The organism is Bacillus mobilis (genome assembly GCF_001884045.1).
Lineage (GTDB): Bacteria > Bacillota > Bacilli > Bacillales > Bacillaceae_G > Bacillus_A > Bacillus_A mobilis.
This window is the reverse complement of the sequence record NZ_MACF01000071.1, coordinates 1-25,996: the sequence shown is the minus strand read 5'-3', so window position 1 is coordinate 25,996 and position 25,996 is coordinate 1. Positions and strand designations below refer to the sequence as shown.

The 25,996-nt window shown below is 33.9% G+C and carries 25 protein-coding genes and 1 pseudogene; 19 read left to right on the top strand and 7 right to left on the bottom strand.

Features of this window, described 5'->3' with window-relative positions:
* Positions 1–81 precede the first annotated feature (81 nt).
* The 3 genes from BAQ44_RS12055 (at position 82) to BAQ44_RS12045 (ending at position 2,828) form a co-directional block, all read left to right on the top strand.
* Positions 82–780 carry a response regulator transcription factor gene (locus BAQ44_RS12055; RefSeq protein WP_071721797.1) on the top strand — a complete coding sequence of 233 codons (699 nt, stop codon included), beginning with the start codon at positions 82–84 and terminating at the stop codon, positions 778–780.
* Positions 770–1,837 carry a sensor histidine kinase gene (locus BAQ44_RS12050; protein ID WP_071721796.1) on the top strand — a complete coding sequence of 356 codons (1,068 nt, stop codon included), beginning with the start codon at positions 770–772 and terminating at the stop codon, positions 1,835–1,837. The genes BAQ44_RS12055 and BAQ44_RS12050 overlap by 11 nt, the downstream gene beginning before the upstream one ends.
* An 82-nt stretch (positions 1,838–1,919) precedes the next feature.
* Complete coding sequence (locus tag BAQ44_RS12045) at positions 1,920–2,828, top strand: M23 family metallopeptidase (protein ID WP_071721795.1); 909 nt, start codon at positions 1,920–1,922, stop codon at positions 2,826–2,828.
* On the opposite strand, the gene BAQ44_RS12040 is transcribed toward BAQ44_RS12045, so the two are convergent.
* Positions 2,818–4,113 (bottom strand): Nramp family divalent metal transporter, encoded by a 1,296-nt coding sequence (locus BAQ44_RS12040; protein ID WP_071721794.1) that lies wholly within the window; start codon positions 4,111–4,113, stop codon positions 2,818–2,820. The genes BAQ44_RS12045 and BAQ44_RS12040 overlap by 11 nt on opposite strands.
* 475 nt (positions 4,114–4,588) lie before the next feature.
* Between BAQ44_RS12040 and trhO the strand changes: the two genes are divergently transcribed.
* Positions 4,589–5,548 (top strand): oxygen-dependent tRNA uridine(34) hydroxylase TrhO, encoded by a 960-nt coding sequence (gene trhO / locus BAQ44_RS12035; RefSeq protein ID WP_061676675.1) that lies wholly within the window; start codon positions 4,589–4,591, stop codon positions 5,546–5,548.
* A 206-nt stretch (positions 5,549–5,754) separates the two neighbouring features.
* On the opposite strand, the gene BAQ44_RS12030 is transcribed toward trhO, so the two are convergent.
* Positions 5,755–7,230 carry a hypothetical protein gene (locus BAQ44_RS12030; protein WP_071721793.1) on the bottom strand — a complete coding sequence of 492 codons (1,476 nt, stop codon included), beginning with the start codon at positions 7,228–7,230 and terminating at the stop codon, positions 5,755–5,757.
* Between the two features lie 174 nt (positions 7,231–7,404).
* Here BAQ44_RS12030 and panE point away from each other — a divergent pair, with 174 nt between their 5' ends.
* On the top strand, positions 7,405–8,349 hold the full coding sequence (gene panE / locus BAQ44_RS12025; RefSeq protein WP_071721792.1) for a 2-dehydropantoate 2-reductase: 945 nt from the start codon (positions 7,405–7,407) through the stop codon (positions 8,347–8,349).
* 208 nt (positions 8,350–8,557) lie between these two features.
* Here the strand turns inward: panE and BAQ44_RS12020 are convergent, their stop codons facing one another.
* Both BAQ44_RS12020 and BAQ44_RS12015 read right to left on the bottom strand, forming a co-directional pair.
* Positions 8,558–9,676 carry an LPXTG cell wall anchor domain-containing protein gene (locus tag BAQ44_RS12020; protein ID WP_071721791.1) on the bottom strand — a complete coding sequence of 373 codons (1,119 nt, stop codon included), beginning with the start codon at positions 9,674–9,676 and terminating at the stop codon, positions 8,558–8,560.
* Between the two features lie 145 nt (positions 9,677–9,821).
* Positions 9,822–10,415, bottom strand: coding sequence for an ATP-binding protein (locus BAQ44_RS12015; RefSeq protein WP_116758365.1), 594 nt, complete (start codon positions 10,413–10,415; stop codon positions 9,822–9,824).
* A gap of 209 nt (positions 10,416–10,624) precedes the next feature.
* On the opposite strand from BAQ44_RS12015, the gene BAQ44_RS12010 reads away from it, so the two are divergent.
* The 8 genes from BAQ44_RS12010 to cuyA all read left to right on the top strand — a co-directional run bounded on the left by BAQ44_RS12010 (position 10,625) and on the right by cuyA (position 18,537).
* Positions 10,625–11,539 (top strand): class I SAM-dependent methyltransferase, encoded by a 915-nt coding sequence (locus BAQ44_RS12010; RefSeq protein WP_071721789.1) that lies wholly within the window; start codon positions 10,625–10,627, stop codon positions 11,537–11,539.
* 179 nt (positions 11,540–11,718) lie between these two features.
* The gene (locus BAQ44_RS12005) at positions 11,719–12,144 is read left to right on the top strand and encodes an ester cyclase (protein ID WP_071721788.1); all 426 of its coding nucleotides are present in this window, start codon (positions 11,719–11,721) and stop codon (positions 12,142–12,144) included.
* Positions 12,145–12,479: 335 nt separating this feature from the next.
* Positions 12,480–13,274 (top strand): MerR family transcriptional regulator, encoded by a 795-nt coding sequence (locus BAQ44_RS12000; RefSeq protein ID WP_071721787.1) that lies wholly within the window; start codon positions 12,480–12,482, stop codon positions 13,272–13,274.
* Between the two features lie 109 nt (positions 13,275–13,383).
* On the top strand, positions 13,384–14,208 hold the full coding sequence (locus BAQ44_RS11995; RefSeq protein WP_071721786.1) for a CPBP family intramembrane glutamic endopeptidase: 825 nt from the start codon (positions 13,384–13,386) through the stop codon (positions 14,206–14,208).
* Positions 14,209–14,233: 25 nt separating this feature from the next.
* Positions 14,234–14,491 (top strand): hypothetical protein, encoded by a 258-nt coding sequence (locus tag BAQ44_RS11990; RefSeq protein ID WP_249024727.1) that lies wholly within the window; start codon positions 14,234–14,236, stop codon positions 14,489–14,491.
* 127 nt (positions 14,492–14,618) lie between these two features.
* On the top strand, positions 14,619–15,731 hold the full coding sequence (locus tag BAQ44_RS11985; protein ID WP_186369192.1) for an aminopeptidase: 1,113 nt from the start codon (positions 14,619–14,621) through the stop codon (positions 15,729–15,731).
* A 267-nt stretch (positions 15,732–15,998) separates the two neighbouring features.
* Complete coding sequence (locus BAQ44_RS11980) at positions 15,999–17,231, top strand: DUF4073 domain-containing protein (protein WP_071721784.1); 1,233 nt, start codon at positions 15,999–16,001, stop codon at positions 17,229–17,231.
* A 310-nt stretch (positions 17,232–17,541) separates the two neighbouring features.
* Complete coding sequence (gene cuyA / locus BAQ44_RS11970) at positions 17,542–18,537, top strand: D-cysteate sulfo-lyase (protein ID WP_071721783.1); 996 nt, start codon at positions 17,542–17,544, stop codon at positions 18,535–18,537.
* Between the two features lie 170 nt (positions 18,538–18,707).
* On the opposite strand, the gene BAQ44_RS11965 is transcribed toward cuyA, so the two are convergent.
* Positions 18,708–18,998, bottom strand: coding sequence for a hypothetical protein (locus tag BAQ44_RS11965; RefSeq protein WP_071721782.1), 291 nt, complete (start codon positions 18,996–18,998; stop codon positions 18,708–18,710).
* 95 nt (positions 18,999–19,093) lie between these two features.
* Between BAQ44_RS11965 and BAQ44_RS11960 the strand changes: the two genes are divergently transcribed.
* The 3 genes from BAQ44_RS11960 (at position 19,094) to BAQ44_RS11950 (ending at position 22,411) form a co-directional block, all read left to right on the top strand.
* Entirely contained in the window at positions 19,094–19,516 is a 423-nt protein-coding gene (locus tag BAQ44_RS11960) for a hypothetical protein (RefSeq protein WP_071721781.1), read from the top strand.
* Positions 19,517–20,411: 895 nt separating this feature from the next.
* Positions 20,412–21,857, top strand: coding sequence for a L,D-transpeptidase family protein (locus tag BAQ44_RS11955; RefSeq protein WP_071721780.1), 1,446 nt, complete (start codon positions 20,412–20,414; stop codon positions 21,855–21,857).
* A gap of 338 nt (positions 21,858–22,195) precedes the next feature.
* Positions 22,196–22,411 carry a hypothetical protein gene (locus BAQ44_RS11950; protein ID WP_046954849.1) on the top strand — a complete coding sequence of 72 codons (216 nt, stop codon included), beginning with the start codon at positions 22,196–22,198 and terminating at the stop codon, positions 22,409–22,411.
* A gap of 176 nt (positions 22,412–22,587) precedes the next feature.
* On the opposite strand, the gene BAQ44_RS11945 is transcribed toward BAQ44_RS11950, so the two are convergent.
* Together BAQ44_RS11945 and BAQ44_RS11940 are read right to left on the bottom strand one after the other, a co-directional pair.
* Entirely contained in the window at positions 22,588–23,961 is a 1,374-nt protein-coding gene (locus tag BAQ44_RS11945) for a sensor histidine kinase (RefSeq protein WP_071721779.1), read from the bottom strand.
* On the bottom strand, positions 23,958–24,632 hold the full coding sequence (locus tag BAQ44_RS11940; RefSeq protein ID WP_071721778.1) for a response regulator transcription factor: 675 nt from the start codon (positions 24,630–24,632) through the stop codon (positions 23,958–23,960). Before BAQ44_RS11940 ends, BAQ44_RS11945 begins: the two co-directional genes overlap by 4 nt.
* A gap of 176 nt (positions 24,633–24,808) precedes the next feature.
* On the opposite strand from BAQ44_RS11940, the gene BAQ44_RS11935 reads away from it, so the two are divergent.
* The 3 genes and pseudogenes from BAQ44_RS11935 to BAQ44_RS11925 form a co-directional block, all read left to right on the top strand.
* Positions 24,809–25,279: a putative periplasmic lipoprotein gene (locus tag BAQ44_RS11935; protein WP_071721777.1), complete on the top strand. Its 471-nt coding sequence runs from the start codon at positions 24,809–24,811 to the stop codon at positions 25,277–25,279.
* 20 nt (positions 25,280–25,299) lie between these two features.
* Positions 25,300–25,623, top strand: a complete 324-nt coding sequence (locus BAQ44_RS11930; protein WP_071721776.1) for a PepSY domain-containing protein — start codon at positions 25,300–25,302, stop codon at positions 25,621–25,623.
* Between the two features lie 293 nt (positions 25,624–25,916).
* Positions 25,917–25,994 (top strand): annotated as a pseudogene (locus BAQ44_RS11925) (DUF1259 domain-containing protein); the annotation flags it as partial.
* Positions 25,995–25,996 lie beyond the last annotated feature (2 nt).

The following is a 25,996-nucleotide window of genomic DNA, read 5'->3' as shown; positions in this document are numbered from 1 at the left end:
TAAAGATTATTCAAGAGGGAAGTATGGTTTTCATTTGTGATAAAATTGATTGTGGAATATATTTCAAAAAGAGGTTTGTATATGGAGAAAAATTCAATTTTAATTGTAGATGATGATCAAGATATTGTTCGATTTGTGAACGTGAATTTAATGCAAGAAGGTTTTAAAGTTTTTAGTGCTCAAAATGGAGAAGAGGCTTTAAAAATAATAAATAATAACAGAATTCAACTTGCTATTTTGGATATTATGATGCCACAAATGGATGGAATAGAATTGTGTAGAAGGATTAGAGAGAAACATAGTTTACCAATTATGTTTTTAAGCGCAAAATCATCGGATGTAGATAAGGTAATAGGATTTAGTACTGGAGCAGATGATTATATTGTGAAGCCCTTTAGTACAATTGAATTTATAGCGAGAGTGAAAGCTCAATTAAGAAGGTATACATATTTTAATCAAAATGCTGTCCAAGAAATAGAAAAGAAAATAAACATTAGAGGTTTAGAAATAGATGAAGTGTCTAGAACAGTAATGTTATATGGAGAAACAATCAATCTTACGAGAACCGAATATGATATTTTATACTTAATGGCCGCTGCAAAAAATCGTGTATTTACTATTGAAGAAATATATGAAAGCGTTTGGAAAGAAAGGGCCTATGAAAGCAATAATACAGTAATGGTTCATATTGCAAGATTAAGAAATAAAATTGAAGAGAATCCAAAAGAGCCGAAGTTTATTCAAAATGTTTGGGGAGTCGGATATAAAATTGAAGATTAAATCATTACAAGGCATTAGAGCTAAGTTTTTTATCGCATTCATATGTAGCATCTTATTAGCAACTGTAAGTATAATAACGTTTCAAATATTAATTGGAAATATATATGGTCAAGTTACCGAATTAGAGAAAAAATATTCATTTTTATATTTAATAGCTTTTTTAACTTTTACTACAATATACTTTGCATTCATGACAAAAACAATGACGAAAAGATTATCTGAAATTAACAAGAGTGTGAAGCAAATAAGTAGTGGTAATTTGGAAATACATATACCTATTTCAAAAAATGACGAGATTGGTGAATTAGCAGCGAATGTTAATAGAATGGCTAAAAGTTTAAAAGAGTCTATCGAAAATGAAAAAAAATCGCAGGAAATGAAAAGTGAAATGATTAGTAATATTTCCCATGACTTACGAACACCTGTAACATCTCTAATCGGTTACGCGGACCTGTTAGGAAATCAGCTGCATTCAAATAGAGAAGAATGTGAACAGTATGTAAGTATATTAAAGCGAAAAAGTTATGAATTAAAAAATCAAGTAGATGATTTATTAGAATATTGTCAAATAAATTATAGAGAGATTGAATTACATAAAAGTGTAGTAAATATGAAAGCGTTCATTGAACAAATCATGATTGATTTTGTGCCACAATTAGATGATGCCGATATGAGCTTTTGTATTAATGGTGATAAGGAGTTACATGTGGAAATGGATGTAGCGCTTATGGTGAGGCTGTTCGAAAATGTAATTAGTAATAGTATTATATACGGGAAAGACGGAAAACAGATTTTGATTCAAATTTCTAAAAGAGACATGAATGTTGAAATAGAAATTAAAAATTTTGGACAATGTATTCCGAATGAGAACCTTCCTTACGTTTTTGAGAAGTTTTATCGTGGTGAAAAATCACGTAGCTCTCATACGGGTGGAAAAGGAATGGGACTTGCAATTGCGAGAAGTATAGCAGAGCTTCATAAAGGGGATATCACTGTGTGCAGTAACGAGAAAGAAACTGTTTTCACCATCGTTTTACCGCATTATCAAGAATTGTAAGAAAGTCGTAAGTATTTCTTTTATATATCGTAATTCTCACTTCGTATCATGTAGAACAAAGATATGAGGGTGGGGATACAACATGTGGATGAAATATGTATTAGTAATGTTAGTTGCGTTTTTAATTATAAGTTGGAGTGTAGTTTATTTAGCCCATGGTGTTATATCAGTCATTGTTTGGTGGGGGTTACAAGCCTTTAGCTTAGTATCAATCTTTATTTTGATAGGATCAGTATTCCTACTTTTGTGGAAAGGCATTTTCAGAAAGCGAATAGATAGAACACTACTCTTCATCGTTCTTTTCTCTATAATTGGAGCTTGGCCTTTAGGATGGTTTGCTAATATAGGGGGACTTGCTTACCCAGCAGATGTACAATCTATGAGTCCTAAAGCAGTCGTTCGATTTCCTTTGGATGAACGAGCATTAGTGGGCTGGGGCGGTGATCGATTAGAAACAAACTATCATGTTATAAAACCAAATGAACGATGGGCATATGATATTCTTATTCCGCCTGCTGAAGTGAGAAGTAGTAATTTAGGGGATTATGGAATATATGGAGTGAAAGTAATGGCACCAGCTTCTGGAACAGTTGTATCTATCAATAATGATGAAAAAGATGTAGTTCCAGGAGAGGATGATTTTCAGTCAATGGCGGGGAATCATATTTATATACGACTAGATGAATCAGGGACATTTTTGATTCTTGCCCATTTAAAAAAAGGATCAATTAAAGTGAGGGAAGGGCAACATGTAAATGAAGGAGAGGTTCTTGCCCAAGTCGGTAACTCCGGAAGTTCAAGTGAGCCGCATTTACATATTCATCATCAAAGGCAGGATCCATCCAAGGTGAGCATGTTTTTTTCGGAAGGATTACCACTTTACTTTCGAACTGAGAAAGGTGCGATAATGCCAGAAAGAGGTACATATATAAGTGGCAATAAAAAAAGGTATTCCAGTTTTATTGGAATACCTTTTTCTATTACCCTATAAACGTTTGATACAGTAAGAAAATATTTAAAATGATAACAAGTGCAGCGATGATCCAAGCGATAAAGGTTGTTATGCGGTGATTAACGAGCGCACCCATAATTTTTTTATTGCTTGTAAACATAATAAGTGGTACTAGTGCAAAAGCAATACCGAATGATAAGACGACTTGGCTCATGACTAGAGCGTAAGTTGGATTTACACCTAAAGCGATAATAACTAATGGTGGAATCATTGTAATAAAGCGGCGTAAATATAACGGAATATGCATTCGAATGAAACCTTGCATAATAATATCACCTGACATTGTACCGACAGAAGAGCTAGATAGTCCTGCTGATAAGAGCCCAATTCCAAATAAAGCAGCCGATACTGGACCGACTAACGTGCTAAACTGGTTAAAAGCAATATCAAGATCTTCAACATGCAAGCCATTTTTAAAGAATAGTGCAGCAGCAACAATTAACATACTCGCATTAATTGCTCCAGCGATAACCATTGCGATAATGATATCAATAAACTCGAAACGGAAAATCTTTTTCTTTTGTTCATCAGTTGTTCCAACCACGCGGCGTTGTGTCAATGCAGAATGTAAATAGATTGCATGTGGCATAACTGTCGCGCCTAATATCCCTGCTGCAAGTAGTATACTGTCTACACCTTGGAATTTCGGAATAAATAGTCCTGCAAGAAGGGGACTTAATTCTGGTTTTGCATAAAAAACTTGAATCCCAAATGCTATTACTACAATAAAAATCATCCCTGTAATAATAGCTTCTAGTGGGCGAAATCCTCTGCGTTGAAACTCAAGAATAATAAATGATCCGACTGCTGTAATTAAAGCAGCTGGTAACATAGGAATTCCAAATAATAAATACAATCCGAGTGCTGCCCCGATAAATTCAGCTAAATCTGTAGCCATAATAACGAGTTCACCTTGTATCCATAAGCCGATAGACACTGGTTTTGGAAAGTGCTCGCGAGCTATTTCAGGTAAATTATTTCCCGTAGCAATTCCTAATTTAGCTGATAAAGTTTGAATTAATACTGCCATTAAGTTAGAAGCGAATATAACCCATAATAGTAAGTATCCATATTGTGAACCAGCTGCGATATTTGTAGCAAAGTTACCAGGATCAATATAAGCTACAGATGCGATAAAAGCGGGCCCTAAAAACGGTAACAGTCTTTTCCAGCCTTTCGTTTCGCCACTTAAAGCTAAGTGTGCTGATTGAACAGTTGTACTTTGAGAAGGGACTTGTTCATCTTTTGATATATCTTTATTCATAGTAGTTTTCCCCTTTGAAATGTTAACTTGATGAAATTATTGTAAGTATTCTTATTGTTTATTTCAATACATTTAAATGTACTAGATGATATTTTTATTGGAACACAAATGTTTCCTTAGTGCAAATTATATGCCTTGCTACAATGGATGGTGTCGTGTAATAAAAAATTGGGAGTTTATGGTTTGATGACGTGGGGAAACATAATGAATTAAAGGGCTATTTTTGAAATTTATGTGAACAAAAAGCCGATAATACAGCATATTAATTGATGGAATTGCATTTGTATGATATATAATATATTGGGATTACAACATAACCACAGGGTTTTGGTGTGTAATCTTGTTTTTTATTTTTGTTAACTGATAGAAAATAGTATAAAGAGAAGAAAATGGATTCATTTTCTTATTATATATGTTTTGATATGAACGTTAACTTATACATGATTTTAAAAATTAGATAGGTGGTAGAAACACATTGGCAACTACAAAACCATATAGAGTATTACTATATTACATGTACACAACAATTGAAAACCCAGAAGAATTCGCGGCAGAGCATTTAGCATTTTGTAATTCACTTGAATTAAAAGGTAGAATTCTTGTAGCAAAAGAAGGAATTAACGGAACTTGTTCTGGTACTGTAGAGCAAACTGAGAAATACATGGAAGCAATGAACAACGATCCACGTTTTGACGGTATCGTATTTAAAATAGATGAAGAAGAAGGGCATGCATTCAAGAAAATGCACGTACGTCCTCGTCCTGAGTTAGTTACACTTCGTCTAGAAGATGACATTAACCCACACGAAATAACTGGGAAGTATTTAGAGCCAAAAGATTTTTATGAGGCAATGAAACAAGAAGATACAGTTATTATTGATGCACGAAATGATTATGAGTTTGATTTAGGACACTTTAAAGGTGCGATTAAACCTGATATTGAATCATTCCGTGAATTACCAGATTGGATTAGAGAAAACAAAGAAACGCTTGAAGGTAAAAAGATTTTAACATACTGTACTGGCGGAATTCGTTGTGAGAAGTTCTCTGGTTGGTTAGTTCGTGAAGGTTACGAAGATGTAAGTCAGCTTCACGGCGGTATTGTAACGTACGGTAAAGACCCAGAAGTACAAGGCGAGCTTTGGGATGGACAATGTTACGTATTCGATGAGCGCATCGCTGTACCAGTAAACCAAAAAGAACATGTTATCGTTGGTAAAGACCACTTCTCAGGTGAACCTTGTGAGCGCTATGTAAACTGTTCAAATCCAGAATGTAATAAGAAGATTTTATGTTCTGAAGAAAACGAAGCGAAATATTTACGTGCATGTTCTCATGAATGTCGCGTAAGCCCACGTAACCGCTACGTAGTACAACATGAATTAACGGAAGAGCAAGTAGCTGCTGCATTAGAGAAAATCGAAGCAGGGAAGTAAGCTGAATTAGTGTAAAAAAAGTACTCCAAACTAAAATTTGGAGTACTTTTTTTGATGTGTTTTTTGTTAGTTTTTGTCGGTAAGTCGATATATTTGAAAAATCGCTGATAAATTTTGAGTTGCGCCGATATATTTGAAAAATCGCTGATAAAAATTTCATTTACTGAAGCGCGTATTACGTATTTGTAATTTGAAAATAACCTTCTTTACTTCTTATCATCTTTCTCTTTTACAGCAGAAAGTACAGTTTGTTTTACCCATGCTTTTCTTCGTTTATGTTGTAGACTCCATTGGTATAAACTTTGCGCACCTAAAATAAGTGAAATAACGATGCCGCTAATTGCTATTAAAAGTGCGAAAAATTCCAGTGGTGACGATATTTTGTTTGAATCGGTGTTTCTTAAAAGATCAATCATAGTAAACCCTAACATTTGGCCTACTACAGAGTAGAGCGTTAAAATTAATAGTAAAAGGCTATCTTTTTTAGAAGCGACGTTTTCTTGATATTTAAACAAACTATCAAGATTTTGTTTTGCATTCGAGTATAGTACCTCAATGTTAAATAGATTTCTTAAGCGGAAGAAAATATCTTCACTCTGTGATTGGGATACTAGCTCTAAAGAAAAGTAATTCGCTGTAAACGAATTGATTGAATAAATTAATTTCTCTATTTCATTTGTATCTTGTTCAATATTTAGTTCAGCATAAGCGTTTGCCATTTTTAATAAAACAACTTTATGAAATAGATTCAATAACAAGGCGTAATAAAACTCCCCGTACATTTGACTAGCAAGTTTAGCGAATGCGTGTTCACCCTCGTTTGTTATACATGTGAAAATATGTTCTTCCATAATAAAGTAGCGATTTGGAGCCCATCTTTGATATGAATGTTTTATTAAATAATCTTGAATATAAGGAATATTATTTGCGCTAATATACGGCTTACCATCGTCTGTTAATCCGGAAAGACTGGAAGCTCGATATACATCAACTACATGAAGGTCCGACTCTTTATTTATGGATAATAAAGTTTGTACATACATTCGTTGATCTTCAAAGAATGGGAATGTTTGAAAGTAAGAGCTCCGCAATCTCTTTTTCTCAAAGAAGTCTGTTAAGCCATGAAATAAATTGCCGAATATGAGCTTCTCTACTTGTGAATATTGTTTGCCATTACATTCAATACAGATAGTTTCAGTTGTATCATTTTTAGTTTCAAGTACACGGAAGCGGGCGGCAAATTCAATTGCTTCTGATAATGTCATGTTTGGAGCGGTTTCTACTTCTGTCCGAATTGTTAAGAAGCCAAGCTCATAGGGACAAAGTGTTACGTCAATAGAATGAATCTTGAATGGAACGGAAATCAAATTTGTTGTTAAATGTCCAGTTAAGTTAAGGTCTTTAGAATAACGCTGCAATCCTTTTTGATGCTCTGAATGAGGAAAGAGTATTTTATTTGTAAATGAAAGATAGTAGGCTTCCATATTTTGATGTGAAACTTGAAACTTTCCGTAGTATGTATTTTCATTTTCAAGATGATCAAGTCGAAAAGGGCGAAAATCATTTTTCTGTAAGAAAGGGAACATATTTTGTTCATATCCAGTTTTAAAAGAAAACGGGAATATAAATTGAAATATAGCTGTTGTTACATCTTTTTCCTCGATTGTTTGTATTGCCTCCATTTACTTTGTTTCCTTTCATATATGCTATAAAAACAACATGCCCAAATTCATTTGAAAATAACCACTGTTTTATAGTTGATTAAGAATGAAAATTCAGCTTATTTAGTAGGGGACATGTATAATGTTATGTATACGAAATGTTATAAAACTGTATTTTGAAAAGGGGGATGTTGTATGCGTATTTTAGTATTAGGAGCGGGTGGCGTTGGAGGCTTTTTTGGAGGGCGATTAGTCGAAAAAGGAGAAGATGTTACGTTTCTTGTCCGTAGTAAAAGAAAACAGCAATTAGAGGAAACGGGACTTGTTATTCGTAGTGTTAACGGGGATTTTTCCTTCCAACCGAAATTAATAACGAAGGAAGATCGAACTGCTCCGTTTGATGTTATTTTATTTTCAACAAAAGCGTATCACTTAAACGAGGCAATTCAAGATTTGAAGCCGTTTGTAGGTGAAAATACTGTGATTATTCCATTGTTAAATGGTATTGCCCATGTATCACTATTACAACAAGAATTTGGCGTGGAAAAAGTGATTGGCGGTTTATGCTTTATCGAGACGACGTTAAACAATCAAGGAGAAATTGTACAAACGAGTGTTGCCAACAGACTTCTGTTTGGAGAAATGAAGTTTCAAGATTCAGAGAGAATAAAGCATATTGCTAAAGCATTTGCAGGTACGAAATCTAGTTTTGTTTTAAGTGAAAATATTACACAAGATATGTGGCATAAATATTTATTTATTACTGCAATGTCAGGTGTGACAACATTAATGCGTGCACCGATAGGACCGATTCGTGAAAGCGAAGGTGGTCGCAATTTTATCCAAAACTTATTTGAAGAATGTGTGCAAATTATGAAATATATAGGGGCACCAGTTAAGGAAGGTATTGCCCAGGAACATATGAAAACGATTGATAAAATTTCGTATGATATGAAGTCATCGATGCAGCGGGATATGGAAAAAGGTTCTGCAATTGAAGGTGAGCACTTACAGGGGTACTTACTAGATATAGCAAAGCAATTTTCTATAGAAGCACCATTATTGAGTGCGGTATATCAAAATTTAAAGGTGTATGAAGAAATGACCTTTAACAAATCAGCAATACAATTGGATGTATGAAAAAATAAAAAAGAAAGCAATATATAAGTGTATTGCTTTCTTTTTTATGACAACTTATTTATCCCGCTTTAATGGGCAGTAAGACCCCCACCTCAAAATGCAGCGAAAGCAAAGAAGTTAGGTGGGGATCAACTGCCCATAAAAGTCCGATTGGTTCAACTAATAATCAGTGGGGGATGAAGAAAACCCCACTGATTAAAGTTTCACTTTATTTTGAGAATAACGCTTTAATTTTATTACGCGTAAGTAATAAAACGCCGCCTAATACAGATAACATACCTAAAGCCATATTATTTGATTGCTCACTACCAGCGTTAGGAAGTTCTTTAGCATTATTGTTTGTGTTTGTAGTACCAGTCTTTGTTTCAGTTTGTTTTGATTGAGATACTTCATTAATTTTGTTATCTACATTTTGCTTCGTTGTATGTACCTCAGCTAATTTGTCTTCAATTTTTTTCTCAGTATGTTTAAAGTCGTTGATTTTAATATCTAAGTCTTGTTTTTTCTTTGTTAAATCATCTGAAACAGTTTGTTTCGCTTGTTTTATCTCGTTAATTTTATTTAGTAATTCTTCTCTAGCTTTTTGTAATTCAGCAAGTTTGTTTTTTACATCTTGTTTAGCTAGTTCTAAGTTAGCGGAAAGACTATCTAAATTGCCTTTAATTTTCTTAAGTTCCTCTAACGTGTTACCAGTATTCGGCTTATTTTCTTTTAGCTCAGCAAGTTTGTCCTCAGCAGTTTGTTTCGCTTTCTTTAACTCAGCTAATTTTTCATCTACTTGTTTTTTAACTTCCTTAAGTTCAGTAACCTTTTGATCGATGTTTTCTTTATGTTGCTTCATTTCATTCACTTTTTCATCGACAGTTTGTTTATGTTCTTTAATCTCATTCACTCTGTTATCGATATTTTGCTTATGTTCTTTCACTTCAGCAACTTTGTCTTCTACTTGTTTTTTATGCTCTTTAATTTCAGCGATCTTATCTTCGGCGATTTGCTTGTCTTGCTGAAGTTTTGCATCTAACTCTTCTTTACGTTGTTTAATCTCATTGATTTTTTCATCAGCAATTTGTTTACGCTCATGTAGTTCATTAACCTTCGTATCAACATTTTCCTTAACTTGGTTAAGTTCATTCAATGTTTGATCCACGTTTTCTTTGTGCTGCTGCAATTTCGCATCTAACTCTTGTCTATGTTGCTTAATTTCAGCTAATCGATCTCCCGTACTTTGCTGAGGAGTAGCATCAGTTACTTCCGCATGAGCAGAGTTTGCGCCAGCAATCATTGCTAAAGCTAGTGTAGACGCAGCAATTGTTTGTTTTGTTTTCATATTTTTGTACCTCTTTCCTATGAATGCACTCTATTGTGTAAAATTGAGCATATAATAATAGATTATTACATCATTATATACCATGTACGATGGCTAGAGGAAGTATTTGCATAATAATCTATCATTATGTAATTCTCATAGTCTCCTATTTTGGAGTAGGGGACAAATCTTTAACAAGATGCACAATTTCTTCTATAGTAAAGTTTACATCCTTGCTATTGCGAATAACAAACAAATAATCAGCCTCGTTCTCTATAGGATCTACTACATCTTCTTGTAGTGATTCAGACTGTTGTCGATCGAGTACTTCTTTGAAACTAGAATAACTACCTCTAAAAATATTCGTACTTCGCGTGCTTCGAGCTACTCTTTCGTAAAGTACATCATCTGGAATATCAAAATGAACGAGTATGCGTACATAGTCTTCTTTTGGAAACAATTCATTTAGTAAATACATCCGGCCATTTCGGCTTCTATTTGAGTTGCAAATAATAAGGTGTAAATTTGTATGTTCTTTTGCATAATCAACAATGAATTTTGAAAGACCGTGTTTAAAGATATTGGCGCCTTCAGCCGGCTGTAATTTTTCATAATGCGAGTTAATAAATTCTGCTTGGTTATCTTGATCCATAACGAAAGAGTGGGGTAACTCTTTTTCTAGTTCTTGAGCAAATGTAGTTTTTCCGCTGTGTGTTTTTCCTACTGTAATAATGACGAATCGTTTCATATTGGCCTCCATATGTATTGTTATAATTTGGAACATTCTGTGTGGATCGATAATTTTCCTGCTAAAGAATATACAAATTGTTGGAGTGATAGCAGGCTGAAAAACTTGACAAAAAAACTTATTTATGCTATAATTTACCAATATAAAAATAAAGTGTATAATAGGGTTCTCCTGGCCAGGGGAACCCTATTTTTGTTGTGAAAATGAAGGAGTGTATGTGCGTGAAAAAAGGTGAAGCAAGTGTAACGTCGCTAGTATCAGCTTTCGGAAGGGCGTATCATAGTGAATTTGATCGTCCTAAAATCTTTGATGATTATGTAGCTAAAGATTTCATTCCACAAAAGGAACATAACGATATTGAAATGAACATGGTTCAAGGAATACATTTTTTTAATACAGACATTGCAGAGAAGTTTCAAGACAATCCACAAGAAATATTAAAATGGATTACACAAGTTCAATTATCACCAACACCTTTGGCACGCGCGGCATATTGTGAAAGAGTATTACTACATGAGATTACATTAGGAGCAAAACAATACGTCATACTCGGTGCAGGCTTAGACACATTTAGTTTTAGACACCGAGAGTTAGAAAATAAAATAGAAATATTTGAAGTGGATCATCCTTCTACGCAAGCGTTTAAAATACAAAGAGTGAAAGAAGCAGAGTATGAAATGCCAAGCAATCTTCATTTTGTTTCGATGGATTTTACTAAAAATTTCTCGAAGCAAGCATTAGTACATGAAGGATTTGAAAACAAAAAGACTTTCTTTAGCCTATTAGGTGTTACGTACTATTTAACGAAAGAGGAGCTTTCTAGTTTAATAGAATACTTATTCGAGATGGTTCCAGAGGGGAGCTCTATCGTATTCGATTATCCGGATGAAAACTTATTTACTGAAAAAGGATTGTCCAATCGAGTTGAAAATATGGTGAAAATGGCTGCAGTAGGCGGGGAACCGATGAAATCATGTTTTTCTTATAAAGAAATGGAAGCACTGTTAGAGAGTGCAGGCTTACTCATTTATGAGCACTTATCACCAGAGGATATTCATACATTATATTTTGAAGGACGAAACGATTATTTAAAAGCTTTTGAGACGGTGCATTACGTGCATGCGGTGAAGAAGTAGAGGATTATTAGTGTGAATTTAAAATAAAGTTACGATGTTTCTGAAAAATATGAACCGAGATATCTTAATAATGAAGAGGTCTTGTTTTTTTATACAGACGGATCAGTTTACTTTAATAGTTAGATTAAAATAAACTGTGATATGATTAGTATTGGATTTATTAATAAGGGGGTTTTCAAATGACGCCAGAACAAATTGTTAGAAATTTTTTTGAAGAAGTACGTTCAGGGAAGAATCCTGACTATTCAAATCAGTTGATGGCAGAAAAAGTATTGGCACATCAAATTGTATCTGAAGAAGAACAAACAGTTTGCAGAACACCTGAAGATTATGCTGAACATGTAAGAGAGATGATTGAAGTATATGGTGATTTTTCTTTAGAAATACAAGAGTTTTTAGTACAAGGAAGTAAAGTATATGTACGTTGGAAACAAGTAGGTATACACTTAGGAGAAATCGATGGATATCAACCTACAGGACTCCCAATCATTCAAATGGCAAGTGCTGTGTATAGAATAGAAGACGGAAAAATAGCAGAGTATTGGATTCAAATTGATAGGTCAGGAATTCAAAATCAATTTGAGTGCAATAAAAATATTCAGTAGTTAATTGTTAAGAGTAGTAGAAAAATAAAAGCAAGAAACAACATCTTGTTAAGTGAAATGCTTCTGTTGTCTAAGATATATAAAGCAATTAAACTTTTTTCGAGATAATTATTTGAATTATCGCAAAAAAATATAGCGTTTTGATTGACCGTTTTTAAAAATAAGCTCTTATCTTTTGTTTATTAAAGCTACAATTGGGCATGGGGAGAAATCTCTGTGTCTCTTTTTTATGAAAAAAGGAGATGGGGAGTATTAATTGGAAGGGAAATTCGATAATTTACAGAATATGCAATATGAATGTAAAAGTTTAAGTAGCAATGATAAAGGAGAACGTGATGTACACAATTGGACAAGTTGCTAAATTTTTAGATGTATCTAGAGATACTTTGAAGTTTTATGAGGAAAAAGATTTGGTCAAGCCGAAGCAAAATATTGGAAATGGGTATAGAAAATATAATCATTTTGATATATATGATATAACAACGGTCAATTTCTATAGGGAAATGGATATCGAAATAAAAAAAATTCAGGAATTAAGAACAAGTAAGAGTATAGAGGGAATAAAATCATTGTTGGAAGAGAAAGAACAAGAAGTTTTAGAGGAGATAGCATATAAAAAACTTCTTTTAAAAAAGCTTCAAATTGTAAAAGAAGATTGCGAAAAAATAAAGCAATTCTTAGGAGAATACGTAGTAAAAGAAATGAAGCCATTAGAAGTAAACGGAGAAATAGAGCATTTTACTGCGTATGATGAATATGAATCTTTGAAAAAGAATACGGATAGTTTAAAAAAAGCAGTTACTTTAACATCTTTACGAAGAGCTATACGTTTCAATGAAGAAGGTATTATAGAAGATAAATTTATTATTGTAAGGAAAGTAGAGGAATTTGATAAAGGATTAGAAGGAGAAATTCTATCGCATCCAAAATGTATTTATACAGTTATTGAAGATGGAAGATGGGCAACTGGTGGGAAAAGTATTGATCATAATGTGGAATCCAGTTTAAGAAAAGCAGCAATAGAACAAGGACATGAACTTTTGGGGCTAGTGTATATAAATATATTACTTACCACATATGAAGATGAACTTGAGCGTATATTTTTAGAGATTTATGCACCTGTAAAATAATGAAGGTATGTATTGACCTGTGAGTAACCCCCAGGTTTAAGCTGAAAGTATCTGTAAATATAACTACTATTATGTTTACGAAATACTTAGTTTGAAATGGGGATTGTGCATGAATAGGGAAAAGAAACTCAAAAAACCAGTAGCGAGTTTTATCGTACTAACCAATATCATTTTTCTGCCATTTTTTTTGCTTGTAGGTGCTATAAGTATACTAGGATTCCCAGCATGGGTTTTTGATGTAATGTTCTGTATATCGTCTTGGTCCTCAACTTTTGCTTTTGCCGTGCTATTTAAGAAAATCTATCCGGGGCAGAGCTTGATACAGTTTGTAAAAGAGAAATTCAAGAATAAACTTAAATTTTCTGTGATTATTACTACAATTATGATTCAAGTCTTCATATTTTTGATGATTTTATTTCTCGTATCTAAAAATAGTAAAGTAGACTCTATTTTTACTGTCTCTTCATGGGGAATGCTAATCTATTTCTTTGTTAAAAACTTGCTTGCGGGGCCATTGGGAGAAGAACTAGGATGGAGAGGCTTTGCACAAATTGAACTTCAAAAGAAGTATTCACCATTAAAAGCATCGCTAATTATTGGTTTTTGGTGGGGAATGTGGCACCTACCTATTTGGTTTACTACAGGATTTGTAGGAGTTGATTTATTCAAATATATATTATTTTTTATGATTTCTATCATATCCATTAAAATCGTCATGACTGCATTTTATAATTTAAATCAAAATTTAACCATTCCAATCATTATCCATCAATTCTTTAATTTCTTTATTGGTATCATAAACGGAAACTTAATCGATCTAATCATGTATAATGCGATTTTTTATTTAGTAGTTGCAGCTGCTTTAATTGTTGTGAACCCAAAGAGAGTTCTGTATGGAGCGGAAGATATAAATAGCAGGAATGGAAAGTATTAAGTACATTGCTATCGGAAGGCGGGGAATGATGAAGAATTATATAGGGGTAGCCGCTGCTATAAGTATTTTTATCCTTACAATTGTTTTTCTATATTTCAACCCATATAGCAATCAAGAGCTTGATAAGGAAGTATATATTACTGTATTTTTCATGTTCTTACTTCCTTCTTTTCTAGCAGTAATTGTGGCAGTGGCAAGGAAAAAGGCTTTTATGGTCGTTTGCTGCATTTGGATGTTGCCAGGAACTCTTTATTTGAGTGTCGCTGCAATACCCTCGTTATAGAATTTATATATTATATTTTTAATGATTTATTTTCTAACTATCGTTTGGATGGAAAAGAGAAATGTTTAAAGGGTATTTCTCTTTTTTATTACGTTTTTGAAACGGAAATGAAAGGGTGAGAGGTGTAGTGAAGCAGGGGTTATCTAAATTAGCGGATATACTAGTCAACCATTCTACGAAAGTGCAGCCTGGTGATCAAGTGTTGATTCAAAGTGTCACAGAAATAGATCCTGCAGTTGTTCGTGAAATTATTAAATCAGTGGAAAAGGCAGGTGGATATGCGCATGTATCAATGCGTGATGTTTCTGTTACAAGGCAATTAATTTTGTCAGGATCTGAAGAACAATTTAAGTTATTAGCAGATTGGGAGTGTTATCGATTAAGTAAAATGCAAGTGTATATGAATCTCCGTAGCCCTAGAAATGCATATGAATTAGCAGATGTACCAGGAGAAAAAATGAAGTTATATCAAAAGATATTTGGAAAAGCTCATAGTGAAGCTGTATATAAAACGAGATGGGTGACAACTCGCATTCCGAATGCGGCTTCTGCGCAAGAAGCAAATATGAGCACGGAGGCTTATGAAAAATTCTACTATGATGTATGTACGATAGATTACAACAATATGTCAAAAGCAATGGAGCCATTAAAAGAATTAATGGAAAAGACAAAACGAGTGAGGATTATTGGAGAAGGAACGGATTTGGAGTTTTCCATTGAAGGAATAGGCGTTTTAAAGGGGGATGGCACGGATAATATCCCTGATGGCGAAATATATACAGCACCTGTCAAAGATTCAGTGAATGGCGTAATAACATGTAACACAGTATCTATTCAACAAGGTTATGCGTTTCAAAATATAAAGTTACATATGAAGCATGGGAAAATAATAGAGGCATATGCAAATGATACAGAGCGAATAAATCGAATTCTGGATACGGATGAGGGAGCAAGATATATGGGAGAATTCGCACTGGCGGTTAACCCCTACATATTACACCCGATGAATAATACGTTATTTGATGAAAAAATAAATGGTAGTTATCATATAGCAATTGGAGATTCGTTACAAGGTGCAGACAACGGAAATAAATCAGCGATACATTGGGATTTGGTAAGCGTTCAAAGGCCAGAGTATGGCGGCGGTGAAATTTGGTTCGATGACGTGCTGATAAGAAAAGATGGACGGTTTATTTTACAAGAGTTGTGCGGATTAAATGAAGAAAATTTGAAGGGATAAAGTGCTTTATTGAGAGTGTGTAAAGTAGATTAAAATACAACATGTTAAACGAAGAGGTTTATCGTGTAACTATACATTCATTTAATATTAATGTGGTAATTGAAAAGGTAGCATCATGAGTAGTGTAAAAGCGACAAAACCTCTTAAAAAACAATTAATTTTTAACGTCATCTACCTTTACAATCCCTCCTTATAATGTGAATTGGACAAGCATCTAAGAGAAAGCGGTGCATGTCAGTATATTCTAATATGAGGAGGAGAAAGTGTATGAAAAAGACAGTTACTTCATTAGCAGTTATGGCAGTGTTATTACCAACGTTTTCTATGAATGCTGAGGGGAAAGAACAAGTCCAAAAATCAGCTACAACTTTTAACGTTATTAGTGACATTCAAGGGGATTTATCGGATTTTGATCACGTATTAAAGGATATGAACAAAGTGACGCCGTTATCTAGAGCGCTTATTATGAATGGAGATATAACGCCAGATGGACAGCAGTCACAATATGATGATGTGAAACGTGTGTTAAGCAAAAATAAGCTTCCGGAAAATGTATGGTCATCTATTGGGAATCATGAGTTTTACGCTGGAAAATGGACAGCTGATGGAAAGTTATCTCAAAGTACATGGCCAAACGGTGTAGCAGAAGAAACACTATTTAACCGATATTTGAAATTTAGCGGACAAGAAAAGGTGTACCATAAAAAAGAGTTAGATGGTTATCCGCTTTTATTTTTAGGGACAGAAAAATATATGAGATACTATGATTCAAAAATGTCAGATCAAGTGTACTTAAGTGAGGAACAATTAAGTTGGCTGAAACAAAATTTAGAAGACTACAGTCAAAAAGATAAAAATAAGCCAATTTTTATTTTCTCTCATCACGTGTTACCTGATTCTATTTCTGGATCAAGACAATCACCGTATTTAAATGACTATTTAAACGTGGATAAATTGTACGATATATTAAAAGATTACCCGCAAGTTGTCTTTTTCACGAGCCATACGCATTGGGATTTAAATTTACCAGACTGGGCTGGTAAAAAGAAAATTGCAGGCGGAGATGAAAAAGGATTTACAGTTGTAAATACGGGTGGTATTGAAACAGGCTGGAGATCAGCTGGTCCTAATGGCGGCGAGATTCATGCTCCGGATGGTTCTTCGTTTAAACAAGGATTGCAAATAAACGCGCATGGTAACGATGTAATTGTAACAGCATACGATTATAAACGTGATAAGGATATAAAGAAGCTATTCATTAGTGATGCGAAAGTCGCACAAATGGCACCAGATGTAACAGCTGATGATAGTAAAAATGTAATTGTCGGTGCAACAGAGTATATGGAGTACAATGTAGAAGGAACGAATGAGTGGTACACATACAGTAAAGGGAACCCTCCAAAATTTGATGGGAACAAGACTGTATACGTACGCCATCAAGGCGAAATGAATTTAGAACCAGGATTAACGCAGCTTCTTCGATTTTCGGCAAATAAGTGATTGGAAGAGGGCCCACTTTTTAATGAGTGGGTCTTTTTGTGTTGTCGCTTTTTGTCGGTAAGTCGATATCTCATGTCGAATTGTCGATATATTGAAAAAATCGTCGATATAAATTTCATGTACCGTAATTAGGTTAAAATTACTAGTGTAATTTCACGTACCGTAATGAAATTAAAATTATCAATACAATTTCATGCACCAAAACCGAATTCCAATACATTTTTCCACCAGAAAGGTGACTTCATCATTTTTACATGTAATAATAGTATCGTTACATACATTATGAAAGAAGTACAAAGGAGCGTTATTCATGAATTTAGCTAAATTCCCGAGAAAAAAATATACAGAGTCATATACACCGATTGAAAAGTTAAACAATTTTTCTGAGGCACTTGGCGGGCCGACTATTTATTTTAAACGAGATGATTTACTTGGTTTAACAGCTGGTGGTAATAAGACAAGAAAGTTAGAATTTCTAGTTGCGGATGCACAGGAAAAAGGTGCAGATACGTTAATTACAGCTGGTGGTATTCAGTCAAACCATTGCCGTCTAACTCTTGCAGCTGCGGTAAAAGAAAAAATGAAATGTATTCTTGTATTAGAAGAAGGGCTTGAGCCAGAAGAGAAGCGAGACTTTAACGGTAACTATTTCTTATATCACTTATTAGGTGCTGAAAACGTAATTGTTGTACCGAACGGAGCAGATCTGATGGAAGAGATGCATAAAGTCGCGAATGAAGTTAGTGAAAAAGGTAATACACCATATGTAATACCAGTTGGTGGATCAAATCCTACTGGTGCAATGGGATACGTTGCTTGTGCGCAAGAAATTATGGCACAATCATTCGATCAAGGAATTGATTTCAGCTCAGTGGTTTGCGTAAGCGGTAGCGCTGGTATGCACGCTGGTTTAATTACTGGTTTTGCTGGAACACAAAGTCAAATTCCTGTAATCGGAATCAACGTAAGTAGAGGAAAAGCAGAACAAGAAGAGAAAGTAGCAAAACTTGTAGAGGAAACGTCAGCTCACGTTGGTATTCCGAACTTTATCCCTCGCGAAGCTGTTACATGCTTTGATGAGTATGTAGGACCAGGTTACGCGTTACCAACGCCGGAAATGGTGGAAGCAGTTCAATTACTCGCGAAAACAGAAGGTATTTTACTGGATCCAGTATATACAGGTAAAGCAGTAGCGGGACTAATCGACTTAATTAAAAAAGGTACATTTAATAAAGAAGACAATATTTTATTCGTACATTCAGGTGGTTCACCAGCTTTATATGCGAATACATCTTTATTTGCGTAAGTGTAAAAAAGCATTGGGTATCCAATGCTTTTTTGTTATATACTGGAATTGTTAGAAGGTGAGAGGAGGGCGTATATGAGTTCAAACTTACAATGGATTATATACACGATACTCGGCATTTCTATTTTACTCATTTCATTTGTGGCTTATGGGATTTATTTGTATTTCACTTAAGTAAAATGGTAACCAAACCAAAGGAAAAATAAAATAATCGCTGTGTTACATAGCGTAAAACATAAACCGATAATGGCTAACATTTTCTTCTCAGCTCGGCTACAAAAGGAGATGACCGCTAATAGGATTGCTATAACAGCGGAAGCTAATATGAAGTAGGCGAAAGGCACGACATATTTTACTCCAACTCGGTCTAAAATAGGTGTGAAGAGAAAGAGATTAATAGTAACGAATATACTTACAATGAGAAACGTATAACTTTTCCAAGTGTATGTTTGTAACTGCATAGAACGACACTCCTTCCTCTTTATATTTTTAAGTGTAAATTAATTACCTTTATTTTACAATAGGGGATATCTTGTATTGAAAAGAGGGTATTCATATGAGAGTGAGAAATTGGCCTCTAGTTATTATTAGTATCTGTATATTCATAATAATCGGCTGTTCAAATGTACTAGAAAATGAAGAGCAAAGAATCGAAGTGCAAAAACGTATTGGTGATAATGAATATGAAGATCTTAAGGTAGTGACAGATAATAATGAAGTGTTACAAGTAAAGAAAATATTACATGATACTACTTTTGAAAATAAAAAAGTGGAAATGTCTCGTCCAGCTGATTATCATTTTATTTTTCAATTTAAAAATCCGAACATAGAGGCGAAAGCTGTGTTGTATCAAATTTGGGTAAGTGCTAATAAGGAGAAATTGGAAATTAAGGCGGGGGATAATCAGTACGCTCTATTAGAAGGGAAATATGCAACCACGTTGTTTCAAATCGTTACAGGAGAGAAATTAGCTGAATAAATGTATATAGGGTTATAGGAATTCAGTTCGTATTTTGCATTTTGAGAGATACTTATTTTTCAACAATAATAGCTATCTTTTTATGTTGGAATAAATATTGAGAATCGGATAAAATGGAAATTGGACATTGACTTGATTAGCATGAATCTGCCAATGAATAATAAAACTAGGAAATATATTGTTTTTACAAAGATTCGATGTTATGTTTAATTTTCTTAATATAATATTTCCCTTATATAGGAGTGGCTATTTGAAGAAGTTAATATTATTAGTTTTATTGGCTACATGCTGCCTCACCATTGCAGGATGTTCTAATAATAGGATTACAACAAAGGATGAGTCTAAAACTTCAACACCTGTAAAGATTAAACGTATCAATAAAGCGTGGTACAAACATATTTAATTTAAAGAAACTTGAAATTCTTGATGATAAAGATCATAAGGTGAAACTAGTTAGGCCGATAGTAAATGTTGTGAAACATGGTGGAAAGCAGGGAGCATGGTTTGCATTTAAATGTATAAATTATGCGACATTAAAATATTCACAAAAAAGAGTTTACATGTAGACCCTTTTTTGTGGATATTTTTCATAAATAATAGACATCCTATGGTGCCTTCCTCTGACTTGAACCATCCCAAAATTATTTTACTAAGTTAAGTAGTATCGCCCTTCAAAATTCGGCGAATGCGAGGGCTTGTAATAGCTCGATTAGTGTGGTCCCTTTTTCACTTTATCTATCATCTTTATATATCTTACTATTAAAAAATCTGACTTTAATCGATTAAATGAGATGAAATCTGGTAAAAACAATGAAATTTCAGGAAAAATAAGGTACACTATTCAATGGTTTTGGTTTAAAATCGATTGACGTTAATGTATACGGGGGAAAGATTGATGAATAACAATACTGTAAAAGAATCAGTTGAAGAAGTTGAGAAAAAAAGGGTAAGATCAAAAAAGCGTTTTACAAATTGGAAACTTATCGCAGCGGGTGGCGGTGTAGTTGCAATTCTTATTGGGGGAATGAGTTATTACCAGGCAACTCACTTCAATTCAAATGTTACGATTAATGATACAAAAGTCGGTGGTTTGAGCGCCGATCAGGCAATGCAGGAATTAAAAACATCTGGACTAGCAAACAAAGTCTATATTGATCAACAACAAATTTTAGATGAACAAGATACAAAAACGGAGCTAACGGAAAAAGACTTGCCACAAGTTAAGAAACTATTAAAAAGTCAGTGGACATTTTTCCCTTCTACAAAGGAAAAAGATTATTCATTGTTACCGAAAGAAGCGGATCAGTATCGTAGTGAAACGATGAAAAAACTTGTAGAAGAAAAGCTTGTTTCTATGAATGAAAATTTAAAAGCGCCTCAAGATGCTATGGCGAAGCTCGAACAAGGAAAAGTTGTAATTTCGAAGAGCGTTGATGGAAAGCAGTATGACGTTACGAATCTACTAAAAGATTACGACAAGCAGAAGCATAAAAGCGAAATTCATTTAAAGTCTGCATACATACAACCTATTAAAGAAGACGATCCAATCATTAAAAAAGAAGAAAAAGCATTACAGAATCTTCTTGGGCAGTCTGTTGATTATAAAGTGCAGAATGAAGTGTACTCATTAAAAGCGAAAGATCTCATTCAAAATGCGTCTATGTCAAAGGATATGAAAGTGACAATCGATGCGAGCGATATTAAGAATAAGATTACTGAAATTAATAAGGAAAAATCTACATTACATAAAGACTTCGCTTTTAAAACACATTCTGGTTCAGTCATATCAGTAAAAGGACAAGGATACGGCTGGGCACTAAATGTGGAAAAAGAAACAAAACTAGTTCAACAAGCCTTTGAGAAAGGTGAAAAATCGCTTTCTGCTTCTAATATTCACGGAAATGGTTGGGAGAAGGAAGGTATCGGCTATGAAACAACATCGAATAATGGCATCGGAGACACATATGCGGAAGTTTCTATTGCAGATCAACAAATTTGGATTTATAAAGATGGAAAATTAGTCGTTACAACAAATGTAGTAACGGGTAAACATAGCACGGGTGAAGATACATCACCAGGTGTGTGGTACGTTTTATATAAACGAACTCCATACACGCTGAGAGGCAGCGCAGTAGGGAAAGCTGATTATGCAGTGAAAGTAGATTACTGGGTTCCATTCACAAATAGTGGTCAAGGATTCCATGATGCCGGCTGGCGAAAAGACTGGGGAAATAATGCTTATGTAACAGGGGGATCAGGCGGGTGTGTAAACCTTCTTCCTAATGTTGCAAAAACTGTATATGATAGTTTGAACACGAATGATCCAGTTATTGTGTACTAGAAAATAGCTACGTATTAAGAAATACATAAAGCAGGAAATTTTACTTAATGGTACATGAAAAGACACCTCTTGAATTCGCATACGAAGTATGTAAATTTAATGGAGGTGTTTTTTGTTTGAAGACAAGAGTTCATTACCTATAAGAAACAAATTGGAAAGAGATTGAGATGATATGTATTCAAATAATCAATAAAATTGACACTGAATATCATTTTCATTTATGATGGAATCGTCGCATGTAATTTTATATGATTTTTATGAAAAAGTTTACTAATATAATAGATTTTTATTAAGGTGTCCCATTTAAGAATTAAAAAGTAGGAAAGGGTAATATAAAAATGAACTGGAAAAAAGGCGGATTATGGATTATTATTTTTTTCATTGTAAAAGGTACAATTTCTACACTTTTAATCGTTACAGGTGCTAAATATTTTGATTTGTCATTTATGCAGATTTTCGTACTCATACTGATTTTATTACTGATTTCTCTCATAAGTCGAAAATTGCTACATAGACATAAACAAAACAAAAAGCAAAAAGAGCTAAATATATAATGAAGCCCCAGAGACCTTTTGATTTCTGGGGTTTTATTTTGATATTTTTCCATATGCCTATCAACTTAACAGAACAGGTTGTCCAACATGATAAAATCGATGCTGTTTAAAATGCGTCGATTACTGCTATATAAGGATTGAAGAATCTTTATTCTGAAGTTACAAACATTCATACATTATGCTCGTTTTTCAATTGGTAGTTTAAAGGTAAAAGTACTACCTTCTCCTAATTTACTTTCAACCGTAATTTCTCCTCCATGTAGTTCGACAATCCATTTTACCATCGACAATCCTAAACCTGTGTTTCCGGTGCTTGAAGATGTTCGTGCTGCGTCAACTCGATAGAAGCGGTCCCATATTTTCATAATATGTTGCTCGCTGATGCCTATGCCATTATCGGAGACTTTACCTATTATGTTGGTTCCATCACGGAACAGTTGCATATGCACAGTGCCGTTCGCTTTGCTATAAGCAATCGCATTCGTTAGTAAATTCATTAATAAACGCATCATCAATGTTTGATCTGCTTTCATAAACAGGTTTTCCTCTATATGAGTTGTGATATCAATCGATGCTTCTGGAACCATTAATGAAAGCTCTTCTACAACGATTTCCGTTAATTCACTCATATTGATACACTCAAATTGGAAAGTATTATGGTTTCCTTGGTCAGCTCTTGCTAATAATAAGAGTTGGGATAGTAGCGCGGACATTTTACGTGATTGCTTTAAAATGACTTCTAACGATTCTTCCATTTCTTTCGGGTTATTTCTCTGCGATAAAGCGTATTCGCATTGTGAAATAATAACAGATGTTGGTGTTCTCAATTCATGAGATGCGTCAGATGTAAATTGTTTTTCACTTTCAAATGATGTTTCCAATCGCGCAAACATTTTGTCAAAGGTTTGTGCTAAATGATACATTTCGTCTTTCGGTGAACCTTGTAAATGAATTCTCTTCGAAAGGTCTTTACCATCACTAATTTTACTGGCTGAATCACTCATTTGTTGCACAGGTCGAAATGCTCTTTGCGTAATAAAATATCCTCCGACTGCCGCAATAAGAATAAGTAATGGGAATGAGATGAGTGTTACTACAATAAGTGTATTCATCGTTGATGATAATTGGTTCATAGTCATTATTCCACGAACCCAGACTTGCTCATCGCCGCCTGCATTATGGAGAAAATCATATACAATCCATTCTTTATTACTGTCTTTAATGGTTTGTATTTCATCAGATTTAAGCGATGTCGTTTTATTAAAGCTTGTTGGACTATTTCCTGCCAGCAGCTCACCTTGTTTATTATAAATGCTGATATTTACTCCATCTTCTAACGTTTGAAAATCATCGTCGATCTTTAATTGTCCATGCTTATATTCGATATCTTCCATGCTTTCTTTTACTGTGCTCTTCAATTGATTTTTCATATTAAAAAGCAAAACTTGATCTGAAGAAGTTAAAATAAAAGCTAACACGAGTGCCATAATAATTACAATTAGCCCTGTATACCACAGGGTTACTCTCATTTTGATTGATAGTCTTTTCATGATTCTACTCGCAATACGTAACCAGTTCCTCGTACCGTATGAATTAACTTCGTTTCAAACTGGCTATCAATTTTTTTACGAAGATAGCGGACGTAAACATCAATAATATTCGAGCCACCTTCATAGTCGTAATTCCACACATGTTGCTCAATTTTATCTCGTGTGAGCACAACTTCTTTATTACGAATCATATATTCTAAAATAGCAAATTCTTTACTGGAAAGAGTGATAACCTGATCTCCTCTAGTTACTTTATGCATATTGCAATCTACCACTAGGTCAGCGATTTCAAACACATTAGATGTGTTTCCTGTATTTCTTCGCATTAACACGCGAATTCTTGCTAACAATTCGTCAAAAGCAAATGGTTTTACTACATAATCGTCCGCACCTAAGTCGAGTCCTGTTACACGATCGTCAATTGTATCTTTAGCTGTAAGAAGCAAGACAGGAGTTGTATGATTGTCCGCGCGTAATCGTTGTAATACTTGCAAACCATCTATTCCGGGAATCATAATATCTAGCACAATCAAATCGTAGGTAGCCATGTTTATATAATCCAAGGCATCTTCTCCATTCCCACATGCATCGACACTATAATGTTCTGCATTTAAACGTTTTACTAATATATTTTGTAAGTCTTGTTCATCTTCGACAATAAGAACTCGCATTAACATTCTCCTTTTCTTCTTATTAATATGTATCAGTATAATTCCAAAACATTAAAGAAAGATTAGAAACGATTTAATTATATCATTTTATTTTTTTGTACATTAATCTTCCTTTAATGTTTGTTCAGTAATATAAAGGCAAGGATAAGGTGCACATGTAAAGGGAGGAAAACAGAATGAAAAAGTGGATGTTGATTGGAGCAATGTCTTGTGTATTGTTAACAGCTTGTTCTACTCAAGCTGATAACAATACAGAAGTACAACAACTGAAGGTGGAGAATGATACATTGCAAAAAGAAAGTTCTCAACTACAACAAGAACCAATCAAAACACAAGCTGCTGCGAATGATACGAAGCAAATACAAGATTTCAAAAACGAAGTCACATCTATCGTTGAAAAGGCAAATAACACGAAACCAGTTGGATCAAAAGAAGAAAATTTAAATACGTATTTAGCAGCAAAAAAAGAAATTGATCAATTAGATGACAAGATAGATGTATCTGATAATCAGCTAGAAGCAAATTATCATGCTGGAACGATAACGATTGAACAATATAAAGCGCAAGAAAAAGAATACGATATACTGGAAGATCAATTAGAGCAAGCAGAAAATGCGCTTGAAGCAAAATTTGGAATAGATGATTAATCATAAAGGAGTGGACGAAAATGTTGAAACATAAAAAGAAAATAATAATAAGTGTAATTGCTATTTTAGTAAGTGGTATTGCTATTGTTGGTGGATATTATGGTATAGGTTACAACTATGCCAAAAAGAATGAAAACTATACAGAGAAACAAGTTCGTGAAATTTCTTTAGCGCATACAAAGGGAGAAATTATGAATGTGAAAAAAGAATTCGAATTAGAAGATGACAACTTAGCACAATCTACATTTGAATATGAAGTGGAAATTAAGACACCTGATAATCTGTTAAATAGTTTAAAAGTTAGTGCTAGAACAGGTACGATAGAAATCGATAGTGAAGATTAAAAAAATATCGCGTATTTGAAAAAAACTCCTAACAAAATTTTGTTAGGAGTTTTTTCATGTTTATACTCTACTATTTTAAAAGGAGTACCGCTACATCACCATCAAACTAACAAAACAAAATACCACCTAATATGAAAAAATACGCTATTCTTTCTGAATAATCATAGGAAAAGTATCGGTCCAATCCAAGTGTATATTTGTGATGAGTTGAATTCAAACTTGACCTTAGATTCAGAGATTTTTCTTTTTCTCTAAGCGTGCGAATTTGATTACGTATAATTACATAACAACTCTTGATTTACGTTAATATTGAAGACGTTGATGATCCGCTAATTTTCGCAAGGAAAGTTAGAAGAGCGTTATGCAATTAACC

Bases quoted from the DNA above. Each gene is read 5' to 3' on its own strand.
- BAQ44_RS12000 (WP_071721787.1), top strand. From the start codon at position 12,480: ATGTACACAATTGGACAAGTTGCTAAATTTTTAGATGTATCTAGAGAT.
- BAQ44_RS11950 (WP_046954849.1), top strand. From the start codon at position 22,196: ATGAACTGGAAAAAAGGCGGATTATGGATTATTATTTTTTTCATTGTA.
- BAQ44_RS11980 (WP_071721784.1), top strand. From the start codon at position 15,999: ATGAAAAAGACAGTTACTTCATTAGCAGTTATGGCAGTGTTATTACCA.
- BAQ44_RS11995 (WP_071721786.1), top strand. From the start codon at position 13,384: ATGAATAGGGAAAAGAAACTCAAAAAACCAGTAGCGAGTTTTATCGTA.
- BAQ44_RS12020 (WP_071721791.1), bottom strand. From the start codon at position 9,676: ATGAAAACAAAACAAACAATTGCTGCGTCTACACTAGCTTTAGCAATG.
- BAQ44_RS11965 (WP_071721782.1), bottom strand. From the start codon at position 18,998: ATGCAGTTACAAACATACACTTGGAAAAGTTATACGTTTCTCATTGTA.
- BAQ44_RS12005 (WP_071721788.1), top strand. From the start codon at position 11,719: ATGACGCCAGAACAAATTGTTAGAAATTTTTTTGAAGAAGTACGTTCA.
- BAQ44_RS12015 (WP_116758365.1), bottom strand. From the start codon at position 10,415: ATGGAGGCCAATATGAAACGATTCGTCATTATTACAGTAGGAAAAACA.
- BAQ44_RS12030 (WP_071721793.1), bottom strand. From the start codon at position 7,230: ATGGAGGCAATACAAACAATCGAGGAAAAAGATGTAACAACAGCTATA.
- BAQ44_RS11945 (WP_071721779.1), bottom strand. From the start codon at position 23,961: ATGAAAAGACTATCAATCAAAATGAGAGTAACCCTGTGGTATACAGGG.
- BAQ44_RS11960 (WP_071721781.1), top strand. From the start codon at position 19,094: ATGAGAGTGAGAAATTGGCCTCTAGTTATTATTAGTATCTGTATATTC.
- cuyA (WP_071721783.1), top strand. From the start codon at position 17,542: ATGAATTTAGCTAAATTCCCGAGAAAAAAATATACAGAGTCATATACA.
- BAQ44_RS11935 (WP_071721777.1), top strand. From the start codon at position 24,809: ATGAAAAAGTGGATGTTGATTGGAGCAATGTCTTGTGTATTGTTAACA.
- BAQ44_RS11940 (WP_071721778.1), bottom strand. From the start codon at position 24,632: ATGCGAGTTCTTATTGTCGAAGATGAACAAGACTTACAAAATATATTA.
- BAQ44_RS12055 (WP_071721797.1), top strand. From the start codon at position 82: ATGGAGAAAAATTCAATTTTAATTGTAGATGATGATCAAGATATTGTT.
- BAQ44_RS11930 (WP_071721776.1), top strand. From the start codon at position 25,300: ATGTTGAAACATAAAAAGAAAATAATAATAAGTGTAATTGCTATTTTA.
- BAQ44_RS12040 (WP_071721794.1), bottom strand. From the start codon at position 4,113: ATGAATAAAGATATATCAAAAGATGAACAAGTCCCTTCTCAAAGTACA.
- BAQ44_RS11990 (WP_249024727.1), top strand. From the start codon at position 14,234: ATGATGAAGAATTATATAGGGGTAGCCGCTGCTATAAGTATTTTTATC.
- panE (WP_071721792.1), top strand. From the start codon at position 7,405: ATGCGTATTTTAGTATTAGGAGCGGGTGGCGTTGGAGGCTTTTTTGGA.
- BAQ44_RS12045 (WP_071721795.1), top strand. From the start codon at position 1,920: ATGTGGATGAAATATGTATTAGTAATGTTAGTTGCGTTTTTAATTATA.
- BAQ44_RS11955 (WP_071721780.1), top strand. From the start codon at position 20,412: ATGAATAACAATACTGTAAAAGAATCAGTTGAAGAAGTTGAGAAAAAA.